The sequence below is a fragment of the Mesorhizobium sp. ES1-6 genome (assembly GCF_020164775.1).
Lineage (GTDB): Bacteria > Pseudomonadota > Alphaproteobacteria > Rhizobiales > Rhizobiaceae > Mesorhizobium.
In genome coordinates this window covers 320,262-336,387 of sequence record NZ_JAIUGU010000001.1, presented here as the reverse complement: position 1 = coordinate 336,387, position 16,126 = coordinate 320,262, and the positions used below count along the sequence as shown (strand labels likewise).

General features: G+C 61.2%; 15 protein-coding genes and 1 pseudogene. 1 reads left to right on the top strand and 15 read right to left on the bottom strand.

Annotated elements, in window-relative coordinates; genetic code table 11:
• Nucleotides 1-77: 77 nt before the first annotated feature.
• On the bottom strand, nt 78-434 hold the full coding sequence (locus LB564_RS01845; protein WP_224534566.1) for a hypothetical protein: 357 nt from the start codon (nt 432-434) through the stop codon (nt 78-80).
• 311 nt (nt 435-745) lie between these two features.
• Nucleotides 746-1,783 (bottom strand): glutamine synthetase beta-grasp domain-containing protein, encoded by a 1,038-nt coding sequence (locus LB564_RS01840; protein ID WP_224534565.1) that lies wholly within the window; start codon nt 1,781-1,783, stop codon nt 746-748.
• Between the two features lie 316 nt (nt 1,784-2,099).
• Between LB564_RS01840 and LB564_RS01835 the strand changes: the two genes are divergently transcribed.
• Nucleotides 2,100-2,294, top strand: coding sequence for a DUF2735 domain-containing protein (locus LB564_RS01835; RefSeq protein ID WP_224534564.1), 195 nt, complete (start codon nt 2,100-2,102; stop codon nt 2,292-2,294).
• 79 nt (nt 2,295-2,373) lie between these two features.
• On the opposite strand, the gene LB564_RS01830 is transcribed toward LB564_RS01835, so the two are convergent.
• From LB564_RS01830 to LB564_RS01770, 13 genes and pseudogenes are all read right to left on the bottom strand, one after another.
• Entirely contained in the window at nt 2,374-4,260 is a 1,887-nt protein-coding gene (locus tag LB564_RS01830) for an MFS transporter (protein ID WP_224534563.1), read from the bottom strand.
• A 183-nt stretch (nt 4,261-4,443) separates the two neighbouring features.
• Nucleotides 4,444-5,235, bottom strand: a complete 792-nt coding sequence (locus tag LB564_RS01825; protein ID WP_224534562.1) for an ATP12 family chaperone protein — start codon at nt 5,233-5,235, stop codon at nt 4,444-4,446.
• Between the two features lie 11 nt (nt 5,236-5,246).
• Complete coding sequence (locus LB564_RS01820; RefSeq protein ID WP_181173561.1) at nt 5,247-6,119, bottom strand: DMT family transporter; 873 nt, start codon at nt 6,117-6,119, stop codon at nt 5,247-5,249.
• A gap of 47 nt (nt 6,120-6,166) precedes the next feature.
• Entirely contained in the window at nt 6,167-7,147 is a 981-nt protein-coding gene (locus LB564_RS01815; RefSeq protein ID WP_224534561.1) for an RluA family pseudouridine synthase, read from the bottom strand.
• A gap of 110 nt (nt 7,148-7,257) precedes the next feature.
• On the bottom strand, nt 7,258-7,632 hold the full coding sequence (gene crcB, locus LB564_RS01810) for a fluoride efflux transporter CrcB (protein ID WP_224534559.1): 375 nt from the start codon (nt 7,630-7,632) through the stop codon (nt 7,258-7,260).
• 31 nt (nt 7,633-7,663) lie between these two features.
• Nucleotides 7,664-7,830 (bottom strand): annotated as a pseudogene (locus tag LB564_RS01805) (DUF779 domain-containing protein); the annotation flags it as partial.
• 71 nt (nt 7,831-7,901) lie between these two features.
• On the bottom strand, nt 7,902-9,626 hold the full coding sequence (locus LB564_RS01800) for a hypothetical protein (protein ID WP_224534557.1): 1,725 nt from the start codon (nt 9,624-9,626) through the stop codon (nt 7,902-7,904).
• A gap of 195 nt (nt 9,627-9,821) precedes the next feature.
• The gene (locus LB564_RS01795) at nt 9,822-10,652 is read right to left on the bottom strand and encodes an aspartyl/asparaginyl beta-hydroxylase domain-containing protein (RefSeq protein ID WP_224534555.1); all 831 of its coding nucleotides are present in this window, start codon (nt 10,650-10,652) and stop codon (nt 9,822-9,824) included.
• A 157-nt stretch (nt 10,653-10,809) separates the two neighbouring features.
• Nucleotides 10,810-11,457: a DUF930 domain-containing protein gene (locus LB564_RS01790; protein WP_224535390.1), complete on the bottom strand. Its 648-nt coding sequence runs from the start codon at nt 11,455-11,457 to the stop codon at nt 10,810-10,812.
• A 29-nt stretch (nt 11,458-11,486) separates the two neighbouring features.
• Nucleotides 11,487-12,794 carry a replication-associated recombination protein A gene (locus LB564_RS01785; RefSeq protein ID WP_140701068.1) on the bottom strand — a complete coding sequence of 436 codons (1,308 nt, stop codon included), beginning with the start codon at nt 12,792-12,794 and terminating at the stop codon, nt 11,487-11,489.
• Between the two features lie 57 nt (nt 12,795-12,851).
• A complete protein-coding gene (locus LB564_RS01780) occupies nt 12,852-14,345 on the bottom strand; it encodes a DegQ family serine endoprotease (protein ID WP_140701066.1) in 1,494 nt (497 codons plus the stop codon).
• A 197-nt stretch (nt 14,346-14,542) separates the two neighbouring features.
• Nucleotides 14,543-14,974 carry a 50S ribosomal protein L17 gene (gene rplQ, locus LB564_RS01775; protein WP_224534553.1) on the bottom strand — a complete coding sequence of 144 codons (432 nt, stop codon included), beginning with the start codon at nt 14,972-14,974 and terminating at the stop codon, nt 14,543-14,545.
• 104 nt (nt 14,975-15,078) lie between these two features.
• Nucleotides 15,079-16,089 (bottom strand): DNA-directed RNA polymerase subunit alpha, encoded by a 1,011-nt coding sequence (locus LB564_RS01770; protein WP_006205443.1) that lies wholly within the window; start codon nt 16,087-16,089, stop codon nt 15,079-15,081.
• Between the last annotated feature and the right edge of the window lie 37 nt (nt 16,090-16,126).

Sequence of the window (16,126 nt, the reverse complement as noted above, 5' to 3'; positions counted from 1 at the left end):
TCGCGACAGGTTGTTGCGGGCCATTGGCGGATCGCTCCAAAGCGCAATCGGTCGCCAGGAGCGAGCGGCACACTGCCTCAGGCTGCAATGCCCGCTCGTCCGGCGCCCCCGCCAATGCCGTCGTTCACGAAACCCCCGCCCCGTTCGAACAGCATTGCTTGGCGTAACCCCATGGCCACGAATACGCATGCCGCGACATGATATGTCAACGCACCGGAGGAACCGCAGAAATCGGCGATTTCCTTGTATGAACAGTGGCTTATAAAAGGGTTTGTTGGTGTACGGATGAGCCGGAAACAGGCAGTTTTCCGGGCTTTTTCACCATATCCAGAAACGCAATCCATTGATACGGCCGCGGTATGCCGGCCAAAAGTCCCTTCATTTGCTGAAGCTGGCTCGACCTTTTCAGCCTGACTTTTTTTGGGTGTATTCAAGTCGCTGCCGTTCGATCGGCTTTGACAGACCTTCGGTGCCTTTTCCGCCCACTCGCTGTCAAAGTGGCATCTCCGAAGCGAGTCTGTCCGCATGAGTGAGCGCGAGGGTATCGGTCAGCCCGGCAGCGAGCGGCGCCTATCGGCGACGAGGGCCGGCTCTTGCATCGGCATCGTCGCCACCGACGCACCACTTTTGCTTCGCCGGACGAGAGAGATGCCACCACTCGCAATATAACGAAAAAAGCCCCGACGCGGAGCGCCAAGGCTTTTTTCTGTACGGCAAGGACCTTGCGGTCCACCCGAGATATAGGTCAGGCAGCAGCCGAAACAGCCGCTGTCGAAACTTCCGATATCGTCTTCAGGATCTGCGAAGCGATCTGGTAGGGGTCGCCTTGCGAGTTCGGACGACGGTCTTCCAGATAGCCCTTGTAGTCGTTCTTGACGAAGGAGTGCGGCACGCGGATCGAAGCGCCGCGGTCCGCGATGCCGTAGCTGAACTTGTTCCACGGCGCGGTCTCGTGCTTGCCGGTCAGACGCTTGTCGTTATCGGGACCGTAGACGGCGATGTGGTCCATCAGGTTCTTGTCGAACTGCGCCATCAGCGATTCGAAATACGCCTTGCCGCCGACTTCGCGCATATAGGCGGTCGAGAAATTGGCATGCATGCCCGAACCGTTCCAATCGGTATCGCCGAGCGGCTTGCAATGGAACTCGATATCGATGCGGTATTTTTCGGTGAGACGCAGAAGCAGGTAGCGAGCAATCCACATCTGGTCGGCGGCTTTCTTGGAGCCTTTGCCAAAGATCTGGAATTCCCACTGGCCCTTGGCCACTTCGGCGTTGATGCCTTCATGGTTGATCCCGGCGGCGAGGCAGAGGTCGAGATGATCCTCGACGATCTGGCGCGCGACATCGCCAACGTTCTTGTAGCCGACGCCGGTGTAGTACGGACCCTGCGGGGCGGGATAACCGCTCTCCGGGAAGCCGAGCGGGCGGCCGTCCTTGTAGAAGAAATACTCCTGCTCGAAGCCGAACCAGGCACCCTCGTCGTCAAGAATAGTGGCGCGCTTGTTCGATGCGTGCGGCGTCACGCCGTCAGGCATCATGACTTCGCACATGACCAGCACGCCGTTGGTGCGGGTCGGATCCGGATAAACCGCGACCGGCTTCAGCACGCAGTCGGAGCTGTGGCCCTCGGCCTGCATCGTGGAGGAGCCATCGAAGCCCCAAAGCGGTAACTCCTCGAGCGTCGGGAATTCGGCGAACTCCTTGACCTGCGTCTTGCCGCGCAGATTGGGGACCGGGGTGTATCCATCGAGCCAGATATACTCGAGCTTGTATTTCGTCATTCTAGCCTCTCGTTGCTTGTTCACCGAACACCAGACGGCGTCGACACGGGTCCGCCGTCGGCAGCCGGCGCTGCCAATCGATAAAATGCAATTCGTATGCCATTCCGGTGTCGGCCGGTGCGGCAAAATGGCAGGAAGATGGGGGCGGATTTGTTGAGCCGCCTCATCAATGGGTCAAGATCAGTCAAACATCAATTGTGCATATATATTAGGCAGATAATGATCTTTCCGTAGGCATATTGCCTAAAGGAATCGCAAGACCTATGTTGTGAAGAGACTGAATCGACAAGCTCCCGAAGAAGAAAGGAGAGCGCCCATGGAAGTCGCCCCTTCCCGTCCGTCGGCAACAATCCTGATGTTCCCGCTGGCAGCGCGCAGGCCTGCCTTAAATTTAGGCGCCAAGGCCAAATTCGCGGCAGAGCTTGCCGCGCTTCGCGGCGAGCACGCCGATTCCGATGGCTGGTACCACGAAGCCGCCGTCGAGGAAGAGAATTCGCAGCGGAAGAGCTGAAGCCCTTCAGCATCGAGTTTGCATGAAAAAGCCCGGCGCGATCGCTCGCGCCGGGCTTTTTATTCATATCGGCGATCGACTACTCCTTGGTCCGCAGATCGGTCCCAAGCGTATCCTTGACGAAGATCATGCCGATGATCAGCGTCATCGCGGCGATGACCACCGGGTACCAGAGGCCATAGTAGATATCGCCCTTGTAGGCGCTGAACGCGAACACGATCGCGGGCAGCAGTCCGCCGAACCAGCCATTGCCGATGTGATAGGGCAGCGACATGCCGCTGTAGCGGATGCGGGTCGGAAACATCTCGACCAGGATCGCCGCGATCGGTCCGTAGACCATGGTCACGTAGAGGACCAGGATGAACAGGATGCCGATGACCTTTGCCCAGTTGACTTGTGCGGGATCGGCAAACATCGCGAACGTACCCGCTGCCGGAATGGAGTAGACGGTCACCTCAGGGGCGCCGGCCGCCTCATCCTTGGTCAGCACCTTGTCCTTGATCGCCTGCTCGACCGGAACCGTTGCCTTCTCGCCGCCACGGATGGCCGCGGTATCGAGCTTCAGTTCCGGATTGGCGGCGACGAAGGCGTCGAGCTTCTGGTCGGCGACCTTGGCGGCAGCGCGCTTCAGCGGATAACCGCCGTCCTGAAGAGCCATGTTGACCGACTTCTTGAAGGCGGTGTCGCTTGCAGCCTTCTTGTCGCCAGCGGCCGCCGCGTCATAGGACGTCACGGTCTCGTTGCCGATCTTGACGGTTGCCGCCGTGCCGGCCGCCGCTGTCGAAACGATATCGTAAGGCACCGAGTTCTTGGAGAGGAAGTCGGTTGCGATATCGCAGGACGTCACGGGTACGCGTGTTCCGGTCGGATTGAACTGGAAGTTGCAGTCTCCAGGGGCCGCGGTCACCGTGGCGCGCGTGTTCTGTTGCGCGGTGGCGAGAGCCGGGTTGGCGGCCCAGGTCAGTGCCTTGAACAGCGGGAAGGTGGTGACGACCGCCAGCGCAAGGCCGGCCATGATGATCGGCTTGCGGCCGATCTTGTCGGACAGCCAGCCGAAAAAGACGAAGAAGCCCGTGCCGAGCGCGAGCGCAATGGCGATCATGATGTTGACCGACTGCGCATCGACCTTGAGCACATTGGCCAGGAAGAACAGCGCGTAGAACTGGCCGTTGTACCAGACGACGGCCTGGCCGGCGGTCAGGCCGAACAGCGCGAGGATCGCGATCTTGGCATTTTTCCACTGGCCGAAGGCTTCAGACAGCGGCGCCTTGGAACTCTTGCCCTCCTCCTTCATGCGCAGGAAGGTCGGCGATTCCGAGAGCGACAGACGGATCCAGACCGAAATCGCGAGCAATACGGCTGAAACGATGAAGGGAATGCGCCAGCCCCAGGCCGCGAAAGCCTCCTTGCTCAAGGAGTTCTGCACGATCAGGATGACGATCAGCGACAGGAAAAGGCCGAGCGTCGCGGTCGTCTGGATCCATGACGTGTAGAAACCGCGCCGATCGTCGGGCGCATGTTCGGCGACATAGGTCGCGGCACCGCCATATTCACCACCAAGCGCCAGGCCCTGCAGCATGCGCAGCGCGATCAGCAGGATGGGCGCCGCGATACCCCACGTCTCGGAACCGGGAAGCAGGCCGACCAGAAAGGTCGAAAGGCCCATGATCATGATGGTCATTAGAAACGTGTATTTGCGGCCGACTAGATCGCCGATGCGGCCGAACACCAGCGCGCCGAAGGGACGCACGATGAAGCCGGCGGCGAAAACCAGCAGCGTGAAGATGTAGCGGGTACTTTCGGGAAACGAGTTGAAGAATGTCGTGCCGATCGCGGCCGCCAGCGCGCCGTAGAGATAGAAATCGTACCATTCGAAAACCGCGCCCAGCGAGGAAGCGAAGATGACTTTCTTCTCTTCCCGCGTCATGCCGCGGCTCGTTCCGCCGGCGGTCGATGCCATTGCCATTGAGTTATCCTCCCGTGAGACCCAGTCCTCGATGCTGTGCGCCAGCGTCCGCGTTCTCCTCCGAACGCGGACTCACAAAACGCAGCCAACACAGGAAAAATGGCAGAAAGCGCCGGGGAAAGGCACCGCGACGATGGGATTATGACTTTCGTATTAGGTGCAGTGCGAAGGCGGGCGTCGCGCTCAGGCCCGCAGCGCTTCAAGCAGACTGACGGCGGCCATCATGTCGCGTTTGCGGGTGGCGCGGCGCGCGACGGCTTCGGCGTCCTGTCCCCACTGCGCGATCTGCCAATCCTCGTCGACATGGCCGGCGGCCCAGGCCTCCTCGCCGTCGAGCGCGCCGAAATCGACGGCGAGCGCCAGCAGTGCGGAGCCGGTCAGCGATGTCATGACATGAATGGCGGCCAGGCGCAGCGGCTCGGCGCGCTGCGCCAGATGGCTGCCCAGCACGGCAATGGTTTCGCGCGGCTGCTCGACATGGATGATACCCTCGGCAAGGTTGAAGCGAGCCCCAAGCGAGGCGCGGGCCCAGTCGATGACGGGATCCCACTGCTCGTTCTGCCGCTCGACCAGCCCTTGGGGGGCGTCGGCGCGATAGCAGAGCATATCCGACGAGGCAAAGCGCAGTACGTCTTCCAGCACGGCCTGCGGGTCGGTTGCTACTCCGTCGATGGCGGTGTTGACCAGCCGCATCACCGGCATCGTCATCGGATTGATCGTCTCGCCCTGCTGCGCGAACTCATCGGCGACCAGCGCCGCGGCCGCCTCGGTCGGCAGTGCCAGCAGTGCCTTGCCCGGGGTGCGCACAGGCTTACCGTCGAGATGGACGGCAAAACCACCTTCCACCGGCGTGACCGACACCTCCTTGTAGAAGCGCTTGGGAAGCGGCGTCTTCATCTGGATCTGGGCGCGACGCACCGGATCCGGGTCGGAGAGATATTTGCCCGTTTCGAGGTCGTTGAGGATATCGCGCATAAAAATCTCTTTCAAACCGGCGTCAGCTTGCGCGCCGGCCGGTTGACGATGATCAGGCCCGCCGCAATCAACCCAAGTGCCAGGAAAATGCGAATGGTCAGCGGCTCGTTCAAGATGATCGCCCCGCACAAAACACCGAAAACCGGCGACAGGAAGGTGAAACTGGACAAGCCGGAGGCGGGATAGCGGCGCAGCAGCCAGAACCACAGTACGTAGGTGAAAGCGACGATGTAGATCGCCTGGAAAAGCAGCGCCAGTGTCGGCAGCAAGGAGGGATCGCGGACCGGCGGACCGGCGAGAGGCAGCACCAGCACGCCAACGATCGCCGCGCCGGCGAGTTGATAGAGCAGCAGCTTCTCCGCACTTGCCTCAACCAGTTTCGAGCGCTTGATGAGGATATTTGTCAGGGCCCAGAAAAATCCGGAGCCCAGGCTCAGCAGGTCGCCGAACAACATGTCACCACCCCCGCCGAGTTTATCGGAAAAGACGGCGGCAAGCCCCGCGAAGGCCAATAGCAGGCCAAGGAACTTGCGCATGGTGATCTGCTCGCCGAGCAGAAAGTGACCGCCAATCAGCATCCAGAACGGCATCGAGTTGACGAGCAGCGTGTTGCGGGCAACCGTCGTGTGCTCCAGGCCGACATAAAGACAGAGGAATTCGATGCCGAACAGCACGCCGACCGCGATGCCGGCAAGCAATGTGCCGTCGTGCGCGAACAGCGCTATGCCGCGCCAGCGGCACCAGAGAAAAACACAGAGCCCACCGATGATCGAGCGCGCGATCGACAGGAAAACGGGGTCGTAGCCGGCGTAGGAAATCTTGGCGGCAACGTAGTTCAGCCCCCAGGAAAAGGTCAGACCGACCATGATGGCGGCGGCGGCCATATCGATTGTGTCGCGCCGATCGAGCGCGTCGGCGGCGCCGCTCACGGTCAATCCTCCGCGCTGGCGTCGTCGAAGCCGATCAGGTTCCAGCTCTGGCGCATATGCGGCGGCATCGGCGCGGTGACGTCGATGATGCCCTTGTCGGGATGCGGGATGATGATGCGGCGCGCGTGCAGATGCAGGCGGTTTTGAATGCCGCCGGGAAAATCCCAGTTGGTGTCGGCCTCGAAGTATTTCGGGTCGCCGATGATCGGGCAGCCAATATAGGCGGCATGGACGCGAAGCTGGTGGGTGCGGCCCGTATAGGGCTCCATCTCCAGCCAGGTCATCGTCTGCGCCGCCTGCTCGATGATACGGTAGTAAGAGACCGCGTGGTCGGCACCCTTTTCGCCATGCGCGGCAATGCGCACGCGGTCGCCGTCGGGCGTCGGCTCCTTAATCAGCCAGGTCGAGATCTTGTCCTCGCGCTTGGGCGGCACGCCCTTGACCAGCGCCCAGTACGTCTTCTTGGTTTCACGAGCGCGAAATGCTTCCGACAGCTTCATGGCGGCCAGCCGGGTGCGGGCGACGACCAGCACGCCCGACGTGTCACGGTCGAGGCGATGCACCAGCCGCGGCTTCTCGCCCTTCTGGTTGCGCCAGGCTTCCAGCATGTCATCGACATTGCGCGTGACGCCGGAACCGCCCTGAACGGCGAGGCCGGCCGGCTTGTTGAAGACGAAGACCTTCGGGTCCTCGTGAATCAGCATCTTGGCGAGTACATCGGCGTCGCCCTGGTTGCGGATCGAGTGGCCGGTGAGCGCGCTCTCGCCCTTCTTGTCCACCTCGAGCGGCGGAACGCGCACCATCTGGCCAGGCTCGACACGGGTGTCGGCCTTGACCCGACCGCCATCGACACGGATCTGGCCGGAGCGCAGCAGTTTCTGCAGGTGGCCGAAGCCAAGTCCCGGAAAATGGGTCTTGAACCAGCGATCGAGCCGCATGCCCGCCTCGCCGGCCTCCACCGTGATCTGTTCAACGCCTGCCATGTCTTTTTCGCTTATCCGTTTCCCGAGCAGGGCTCTTGGCCTGCTGCGTTTGGCGCGGCAATAGCACTAATGCACGCCGCCCAAAACCATAAAGCATGCCATGGCGTGCTTTATGGCAGGCTTCTTGCGAGCCAAAGTCCCAGAAACAGGGCAATGATCGCGCCAATGACGCTTGCAAGCGCATAGCCAAACGCCGGCAGCGTGGCGCCCCGCTCCCACAGTGTCGCGAAGTCGAGCGAAAAGGCCGAGAAAGTGGTGAAGCCGCCGAAGATGCCGGTGGCGACGAAGAGTCTGAGCTCGTTCGATCCGCCGCGGCGCGCCAGGGTGGCGATGAACAGCCCCATGGCAAAGGAGCCGATGATGTTGATCGCCATCGTGCCCCAGGGATAGTTGGGCCCGACGAGGCGCAGCGCGCCCATATTGGTCAAATAGCGGATGCCGGCACCAAGCCCGCCACCAACAACGACAAGAAGCAGATTGAACATAGCCGTTACTGCCCCTGCGAAGGCGCCGGCGTCAATCCCTTGAAGCCGGTGACGCCGCCCCGGAGATGGGACGGACGGTCGACCGCGTCAGGAACCGCCTTTGCGGCCATTGTCCAGCGAGAACATGCCTCCCCTGCCTGGCACCACGTCAATGCCCGGCACCACCTCAATGATGAGATCGGTGTGCTTCCACGCCGCCATGGCGCTATAGGGTCGATGGTCCAAACGGCGACGCCGCGGCTCGCCAGGAACGGGCAGCCGCCCGGCCGTCACCAGTCAGGCGTCGCCCAGTCCGGATATTTTTTCCTGAACTCGCCGTAGAGAGCATCGACTTCAGCCGCGCTGATCGGGCGAACCTGCTCATAAAGGTAACCATTGAAGCCTCCGGACAACCGATATGCGCCAATGCGCCTGTATGCGGCGCCGATACCCGTGCCTGCGAGTATCTGCTGGTCGGGGATCGTTATGCAGAGTTGCGCTCCCGCCTGCAGATGCACCACAGGCGGATCGGTCACGACTGCATATCTGGATTTCAACGCTCTCGGTCCGAATCTGTCGCGGCTGTCAACTTGGCAAGTCCACTCGATGTGAGCGGACAGATGGCCATCCATGCCGACCAACATCCAGTCGTTCATGACCAAATCGGACGCAAATACGGAAAAGCGATCCTCAGGGCCCATCCTGCCGAGAAGGTCGCCGATAAGGCGACGATACTCCGGCTGATTGTCCAGGTGCAGAGGAAGTGTGGCTTCCCTGGCAAAGACGTAACTGATCGGAGCCAGCGCCTGACGCCCAACCGGAAAGAAAGTGCCCAAAAATGCACATCCAGCCAAGACGGCAATGGCGGCAACCGACCATCGCGACCTCAATGCCGGCATCGAAACGATTGCAACGATTGCTTGGGCATATGCGGGAAAAAGCCAAAGAAACATCGGTATTGAGTGATGGCGATCTGGATCCTGCGTTCGGGTAAAAAGGAAAAAAGTCAGTGCAGAGGCGGCGGCGCAAAACAAGGCAAAGTGGTTGCGGCGTACTATTGAAAAATAAAGGCCCAACGCTACGAGTGACCAGTTCGCAAAACTGATCCTGGCTCCTACTTGGCCAAGTTGCGAGAGCAAGTCGGTCTTGTATCCGGCGTAGAGGTCACCGTAGTTGGTCCCCAGGATCTTGAGTATGAGGGGCGCCTGGAAAATCCATGCGGCTCCGGCGATAACGGCAAGCGCACACATGCCCCCCAGGACCGCATTCCGGAGCGCGGCGAAGTCTCGGTCTTTTGCGATCCGCAACAAACAAAAGAAGACCGCGGAAATCGCGAGCGCGACGGCGGAATATGCGTACCAGCGGCGCAGCATGAATGCCAACCAGACATATGCCCCCACGCGTATGCCACTGACCACCGGCTCGCGGGTGAGGAATTTTGATTTCCAGAGAAAATAGGTCGCCGCGACAAGCGCCAAGGAACCACCGACATCGGGCATCCCACGAAGTGTCGCGGCCCAGAACGGCGTGTACAGAAGGGCCGCAATCAACACGGCGAGCCAGCTTTGCGACGAGCGCGTTTCGGCTATAGCCTCCAGATAGCTCAGTCTTCCCACAAAGAGCGCCGTGGGGACCAAATAGACCACGACTATCGCCGCGACGTATGAAAGCCTCGATCCGCCAAAGAATATGTGAAACGGCATCAGCGGCGCCAGAGCCGCCACACTGTAATCATCCGCCTTGATGGACGCCCTCAACTGACGCAGCCATTGAACCGGCTCCTGGACCAGAAATTCGCCTTGCTGGCTGAATGCCTTGAAATAGGCGTCGAAATCCCAATAATAAACGGGATCTTCCAGATTTATATACGCTGCGGTAATGGCTACGCACAGCAACGCGCTACAAACGTAAAGCGCGAACCAAAATCTAAAATTTTTGAAACTTTCCACCCAAGCCACCGAGGAAAAGAGACTCAACCGATCAAGCGCGAGCATTAGCGATACCGCGAATAACATTCGCCTCTCAGAATAGAACCGTCAAATTCGCATAATCATCATAGGGTGCATACTTTAATGCATTGTCACCACAAGCATTGACGGCGCGACCGGAAAGCCGTCGCAGGCATAGTGGCGACGTGCGAGGGAAATGACGCGCCAGGCAAAGCGCGCCAGAATGCTGCCGGCGGCGCCGGCAGCATGACAGCTTTTACCTCAGGTGGTTTCGACCTTCTTTGGCTTGGAGGAGCCAATCATCTTCCAGTTCTTGTAGAACATCGAGTTGATGCGCTCGACGCTCACCGAAACAACCGCAAGCATGCCTGCGATCAGGCCCGGGAATGGCGACGGCCTGATAATATCCATGAACACGCAGTAGCGGCGGCCATCATACTCGTTGACCGAGCGGTGCAGCAGCGTGTCGTCGAAAATGTAGAGCGGATTGTCATGCCAGTAGTTCCTAGCGTTGTTGCACTCGACGAAAACCTCCGCCTTTACGGGCAGCAGATTGTAGAGAATGCGCAGGCTAAGCCGTAGCGGCCCGAAATGCCAGGAGGTCGATTCCTTGCCCCTGAAAACCGAAACGGCAATGGTCTTGATGTATTTGAAATCCTTGTTGAATTCAGCGACGTTGTCGATCCGGTGCTTGCCGTACCATTGATAGACATACATGCCGCGGCGGCCGGTGCCGAAATTGGCGTCGATATCGGCGATGATCTCGTCCTTGCGCGCCTTGAAGACATCCAGGACCTCGTTGACCTCACGCTGATAATCGGCGGGAAACTGCTCCAGCTTCCACACGCCGGGGTTCCTGTAGCACAGGAGATCGACCAGCAGGTTGAAGGGTGAGAGCAACCAGGTGAAGAGCCCATTGCCAAGGAAATAGCCGCTGAACAGCGCCAGATCCTTCCTTTGGTTGCGCAGCACGTCGATCAGGCCACAGACGATGAAGATCGTCGTCAGGATCGGAATGAAATAGAAGCCAAGGGCGAGAAGCGGGATGGCAATGGCGAATTTGCGAAGGGATTTGCGAAGGGTTTTTGTCATTTTTCCACGCGCGAAGCGCGATCCTGTTGCGAATGAGGTGCCCAAATCATGGCAACGGCCACCGCCCGACCGTGCGCCTTGATAAGGTTTTTTGGGTCACCGCACAACGGCCATGGTGTCTGGCCGGGCTGGCTGCCTGGTGGAGCCCGCCGGGCAGTCAATGCACTGCCGGCAAGCCAAGCTCGTCCCATTTGTCCCTGGCCACGGGATCGCCGACCAGGAATTCAAAGCCAATGACGCTTTCGCCGTCCTGGGCGAGCTGGCATTTGAACTTCAGACTGTACCAGTTTTTACGGCTGCGAAAAGCCGCGCCAGCAGCGGCGATCGTCGTGCCTGTGATTTTTTCCTCGGCGGTTGCGTAGGGCACCACGCGCTCCGGCTGGAAATCCGCGCGCCATTGGCGGATCTGATCCATGGCTTCCAGATTGCAAAGCTGCACCATGCGCTCGTCGGACGCGAAGGTCTCGAGATCGGCGCGGGCTTGCCTGCTACGCGGATCGGCGAGCGTCTTGGCCGACAACATCCGCGTCGGACGAATCATGGCGGGCGCGGCGGGAGACTGGGGAGCGCTTGGCGTCGGAGCCGGCGCCTCGGGCATGGGCGCGCTGGGCGCCGCTTCGGCGGGCGGTGAAGGCTGTCTTGTCGAAGCCTCGAACTGCTGTTGCGTCAGGATATCGACCGAGACGCGCTCCTCCTCGGGCCGGATCGGAGGTTTCGGCACTGGTATCAACATGACCGTGGCGGCGAGCAGTGCGTGCAGGAGAACCGAAGTGGAAATGCCCCAGGGCGAGGCCTCGTTTCGCACCGCCAAGGCCACCGGGCTCCGCAAGCCGACTATTCCCGCTCTTTGCGCAGCTTTGCCCAGTAGTCGAGCCGCTTCCTGATATCGCGTTCGAAACCGCGCTCAGGCGGATCATAAAAGGTCTGGCGGCCCATCTTCTCCGGAAAATAGTCCTGCCCCGAAAAGGCGTCCGGCTCGTCATGATCGTAGCGATAGCCGGCGCCGTAATCCTCTTCCTTCATCAGCTTGGTCGGCGCATTGAGGATGTGCTTCGGAGGCAGCAGCGAGCCATGTTCCTTCGCGGCCCGCGTGGCTGCCTTGAAGGCGGTATAGACGGCGTTGGATTTGGGTGCCGTGGCGAGGTAGACGGTGGCCTCGGCGAAGGCGAGTTCGCCCTCCGGGGATCCCAGATAATCGTACGCGTCCTTGGCGGCGTTGGCGACGACCAGCGCCTGCGGATCGGCAAGGCCGATATCCTCCATCGCCATGCGCACCAGCCGGCGGCCGAGATAGAGCGGATCCTCGCCGGCGTCGAACATGCGCGCGAGATAGTAGAGCGCGGCATCGGGATCCGAGCCGCGCACCGACTTGTGCAGCGCCGAGATCAGATTGTAGTGGCCGTCCTGGCCCTTGTCGTAGATCGGCGCGCGGCGCTGGACGATGCGCTGCAGCCCTTCGGGATCGAATATCTCGCCAGGTTTGGCCGCGCGCCAGACTTCCTCGGCCAGCGTCAGGGAGGCGCGTCCGTCGCCATCGCTCATGCGAATGAGCATCGTGCGCGCTTCGTCGTCGAGCGGAAGCGCCCTGCCCTCGGTTTCCTCCGCGCGCGTCATCAGCTTGGCGATGCTGTCTTCGCCGAGCGAATGAAAAACCATGACCCGCGCGCGCGACAACAAGGCCGCGTTGAGTTCGAAGGATGGGTTTTCGGTCGTGGCGCCGACAAGGACGACCGTTCCATCCTCCATGACGGGGAGGAAAGAATCCTGCTGGGCACGGTTGAAACGATGGATCTCATCGACGAAGAGCAGCGTCTGGCGGCCGTTGGCGCGGCGCAGCTTTGCTGCTTCGAACACTTTCTTGAGGTCGGCGACGCCTGAGAACACCGCCGATATCTGCTCGAAAGCAAGGCTGGTTTCGCCGGCAAGCAACCTTGCCACCGTGGTCTTGCCGGTGCCTGGCGGCCCCCAGAAGATCATCGATCCCAGCGAACCGGAACCGATCAGCCGGGTCAGCGCGCCGTCGGGGCCCGTCAGATGCTCCTGGCCGACGACCTCGCCAAGATTTTTCGGCCGCAACCTGTCGGCCAGCGGCCGCCCGGGCGGCACCTTCTCCGGTTCGTCAACGCTGAACAGATCGGCCATCTATGTCTTCAGCTTGGGGATGTCATCCGGTTGGAGCACGGTCCCTCTGGATTGAACTCAGTAACGCAACACCTGGCGCAGTATCTGCCCGCCGCGTTCGACGGTAAAGCGCCACCAGCGCGTATCCTGCTGGGCAACCTGCGCCAGCGTCGCGGCGGTGTCGATGCTGGTGCCGTTGACCTCGCGCACGATGTCGCCCGGCTGGAAGCCGAAATCGGCGGCCGGCGAATCACGGTTGATGTCGATCACCGTCACGCCCTTGAGATCGGTGCGCAGGCCGAGCTTCTGGGCCAGCCGCGGCGACAGTTCCGACACCTTGGCGCCCGAGAACGGGCTGCGGCCATGCAGCGTCACTTCCGAGGCTTTCGCACCTTCCGGCGCACGTTCCAGGGCGATGTCCATCGCCGCCTGCTGTCCCTTTGTCAGGATCGCGAAATTCGCCTTGGTGCCGATCGACAGCGTCGCCATCCGATAGTCGAGCGCTTCGATGCTTTCGACCCCCTTGCCATTGACCTGCAGCACGACATCGCCGGGCTTCAGTCCGGCTTTACCGGCGGGACCTGTCGCTTCGACCGACGACACCAGCGCTCCGGTCGGCTTTTCCATGCCGAGCGATTCGGCGATCTGCGGCGTCACCGCTTCGAACTCGGCGCCGATATAGGGCCGCTCGAAGAAATCGAGGCCGGCCTTGGCCGCATCGGCGAACGCCCGCACCATGTTGGCGGGGATGGCGAAACCAATACCGATCGAACCGCCGCTGCGGCTGTAGATGGCGGTGTTGATGCCGACAAGCTGGCCGCCCATGTTGATCAGCGCGCCACCGGAATTGCCTGGATTGATGGCGGCGTCCGTCTGGATGAAATAGCCCGAATCCGAAACGCCGATATGGCTGCGCGCAAGGGCGGAAACGATGCCGCTGGTGGTGGTCTGGCCGACGCCGAACGGATTGCCGATGGCCAGCACCAGGTCGCCGACCTCCAGCGCGTCGGAATCGCCGATGGCGATGACCGGGAACGGCTTGTCGGATTCGATCTTGAGCACCGCAAGGTCGAGCGTCTCGTCCTTCAGCATCACCTTGCTGGTGAATTCGCGTCCGTCGGCGGTCGCCACCTTGACCTCGTCGGCATTCTTGATGACGTGGAAATTGGTGACGATGACACCGCTTGGGTCAACCAGCACGCCCGAGCCCAACGATGACTGCGCACGCGGCTGCGCGCGGCCGAAGAATTCCTCGAAGAACGGATCGCCATCGAAAGGCGATGTGACCTTGGCTGTCTGGGAGGCATAGACGTTGACCACGGCGGGCGCCGTCTGCTTGACCAGCGGCGCGAAGGAAAGCTGAACCTCCTCGCGGCCGAAGGGCACGCGCTTGTCTGGACCTGAAGTAGCGTTCTCGCCTTCGACGCCATGCAGCAGGTCGGTCAGCACGTCGGAGAGCCCTGGATCCGCGGGCTTGGCGGCGTCCTCGGCCAGCGCCTGCCGGGCTGCCGGTGCGGCTGCAAACACCATGAAGGCGCAGAGCAGAACAAGGGACAGTCTTTTGGCGCGCATTGCGAATCCTCCAAGCGAGTTCGGGCGCATTGTCCCGACGAATGTGCAAAATGAAAGGCTAAGCCGCTGAAGTCTGAATATTTTCGCCTGAAAGCAGCCAGCCGGGCCTGGAAATGCTGGCAATATCGCCATACGCGATGTCCGGACAAGAAAAAGGGGCCCGCGGGCCCCTTGAACTCTTCCGAAAAAATCGTGGCTTATGCGGCCGCGGCGTCTTCGTTGCTGCCTTCGGCTTCAAGCCGGGCGCGGTCGCCGGCGCCCTTGGCGTCGGTGTCGCGGTCAACGAATTCGATGACCGCCATCGCGGCATTGTCGCCGTGACGGAAGCCCGCCTTCATGATGCGCAGATAGCCGCCATTGCGGTTGGCGTAGCGCGGGGCGATGGTGTCGAACAGGCGCTTGACGACGCCTTCATTGCCGATCTGGGCGATCACCTGGCGGCGGGCGTGCAGGTCGCCGCGCTTGCCGAGCGTCACCAGCTTCTCGACGATCGGACGCAGGTCCTTCGCCTTCGGCAAGGTGGTGACGATCTGCTCGTGCTCGAGCAGCGACACGGCGAGGTTGGCGAACATCGACTTGCGATGGCTGATGCTGCGGGCGAAGCGGCGGCCTTTGAAACCGTGGCGCATGGCTCTTTTCCTTCTTCAGTTGTTCAAGAGGCCGCGGCCCCTGATGGTTTTCCGCATGACCGTCGGATCGGGCGGCCCACGCCGCCGATCCTTGGAATTCATGCTCAATATTGGTCTTCGTAACGCTTGGCGAGGTCTTCGATGTTTTCCGGCGGCCAGTCCGGCACTTCCATGCCGAGATGGAGGCCCATGGCCGCCAGCACTTCCTTGATCTCGTTCAGCGACTTGCGGCCGAAGTTCGGGGTGCGCAGCATCTCGGCTTCGGTCTTCTGGATCAGATCGCCGATATAGACGATGTTGTCGTTCTTCAGGCAGTTGGCCGAACGCACCGAAAGCTCGAGTTCGTCGACCTTCTTGAGCAGCGCCGGGTTGAAGGCGAGCTCGGTGACGGCTTCGGCGGCGACTTCCTTCTGCGGCTCGTCGAAGTTGACGAACAGGCCAAGCTGGTCCTGCAGGATGCGAGCGGCGAAAGCCACCGCGTCCTCGCCCGAGATCGAACCGTCGGTCTCGATGGTCATGGTCAGCTTGTCATAGTCGAGAACCTGGCCCTCGCGGGTGTTCTCGACCTTGTAGGAGACCTTCTTGACCGGCGAATAGAGGCTGTCGACCGGGATCAGGCCAATCGGCGCGTCCTCGGCGCGGTTGCGCTCGGCCGGCACGTAGCCCTTGCCGGTGTCGACGGTGAATTCCATGCGGATTTCAGCGCCTTCGTCCAGCGTGCAGATGACGTGGTCGGGGTTGAGGATCTCGACGTCGCCAACCGTCTGGATGTCGCCGGCCAGAACCGCACCCGGGCCCTGCTTGCGAACGACCATGCGCTTGGGGCCATCGCCTTCCATACGGATGGCGATTTCCTTGATGTTGAGGACGATATCGGTCACGTCCTCGCGCACACCGGCGATGGACGAGAATTCATGCAGAACGCCGTCGATCTGAACGGCGGTGACGGCCGCACCGCGCAACGAGGACAGAAGCACGCGGCGCAGCGCGTTGCCGAGCGTCAGGCCGAAACCACGCTCGAGCGGCTCGGCGACCAGCGTGGTCAGCGTCTTCTTCTTCGACGAGAACTCGATCTTGTTCGGCTTGATCAGTTCCTGCCAATTTTTCTGGATCATGATGCTTTCCTTCCGTTGACCCGCCACCATCCAATCG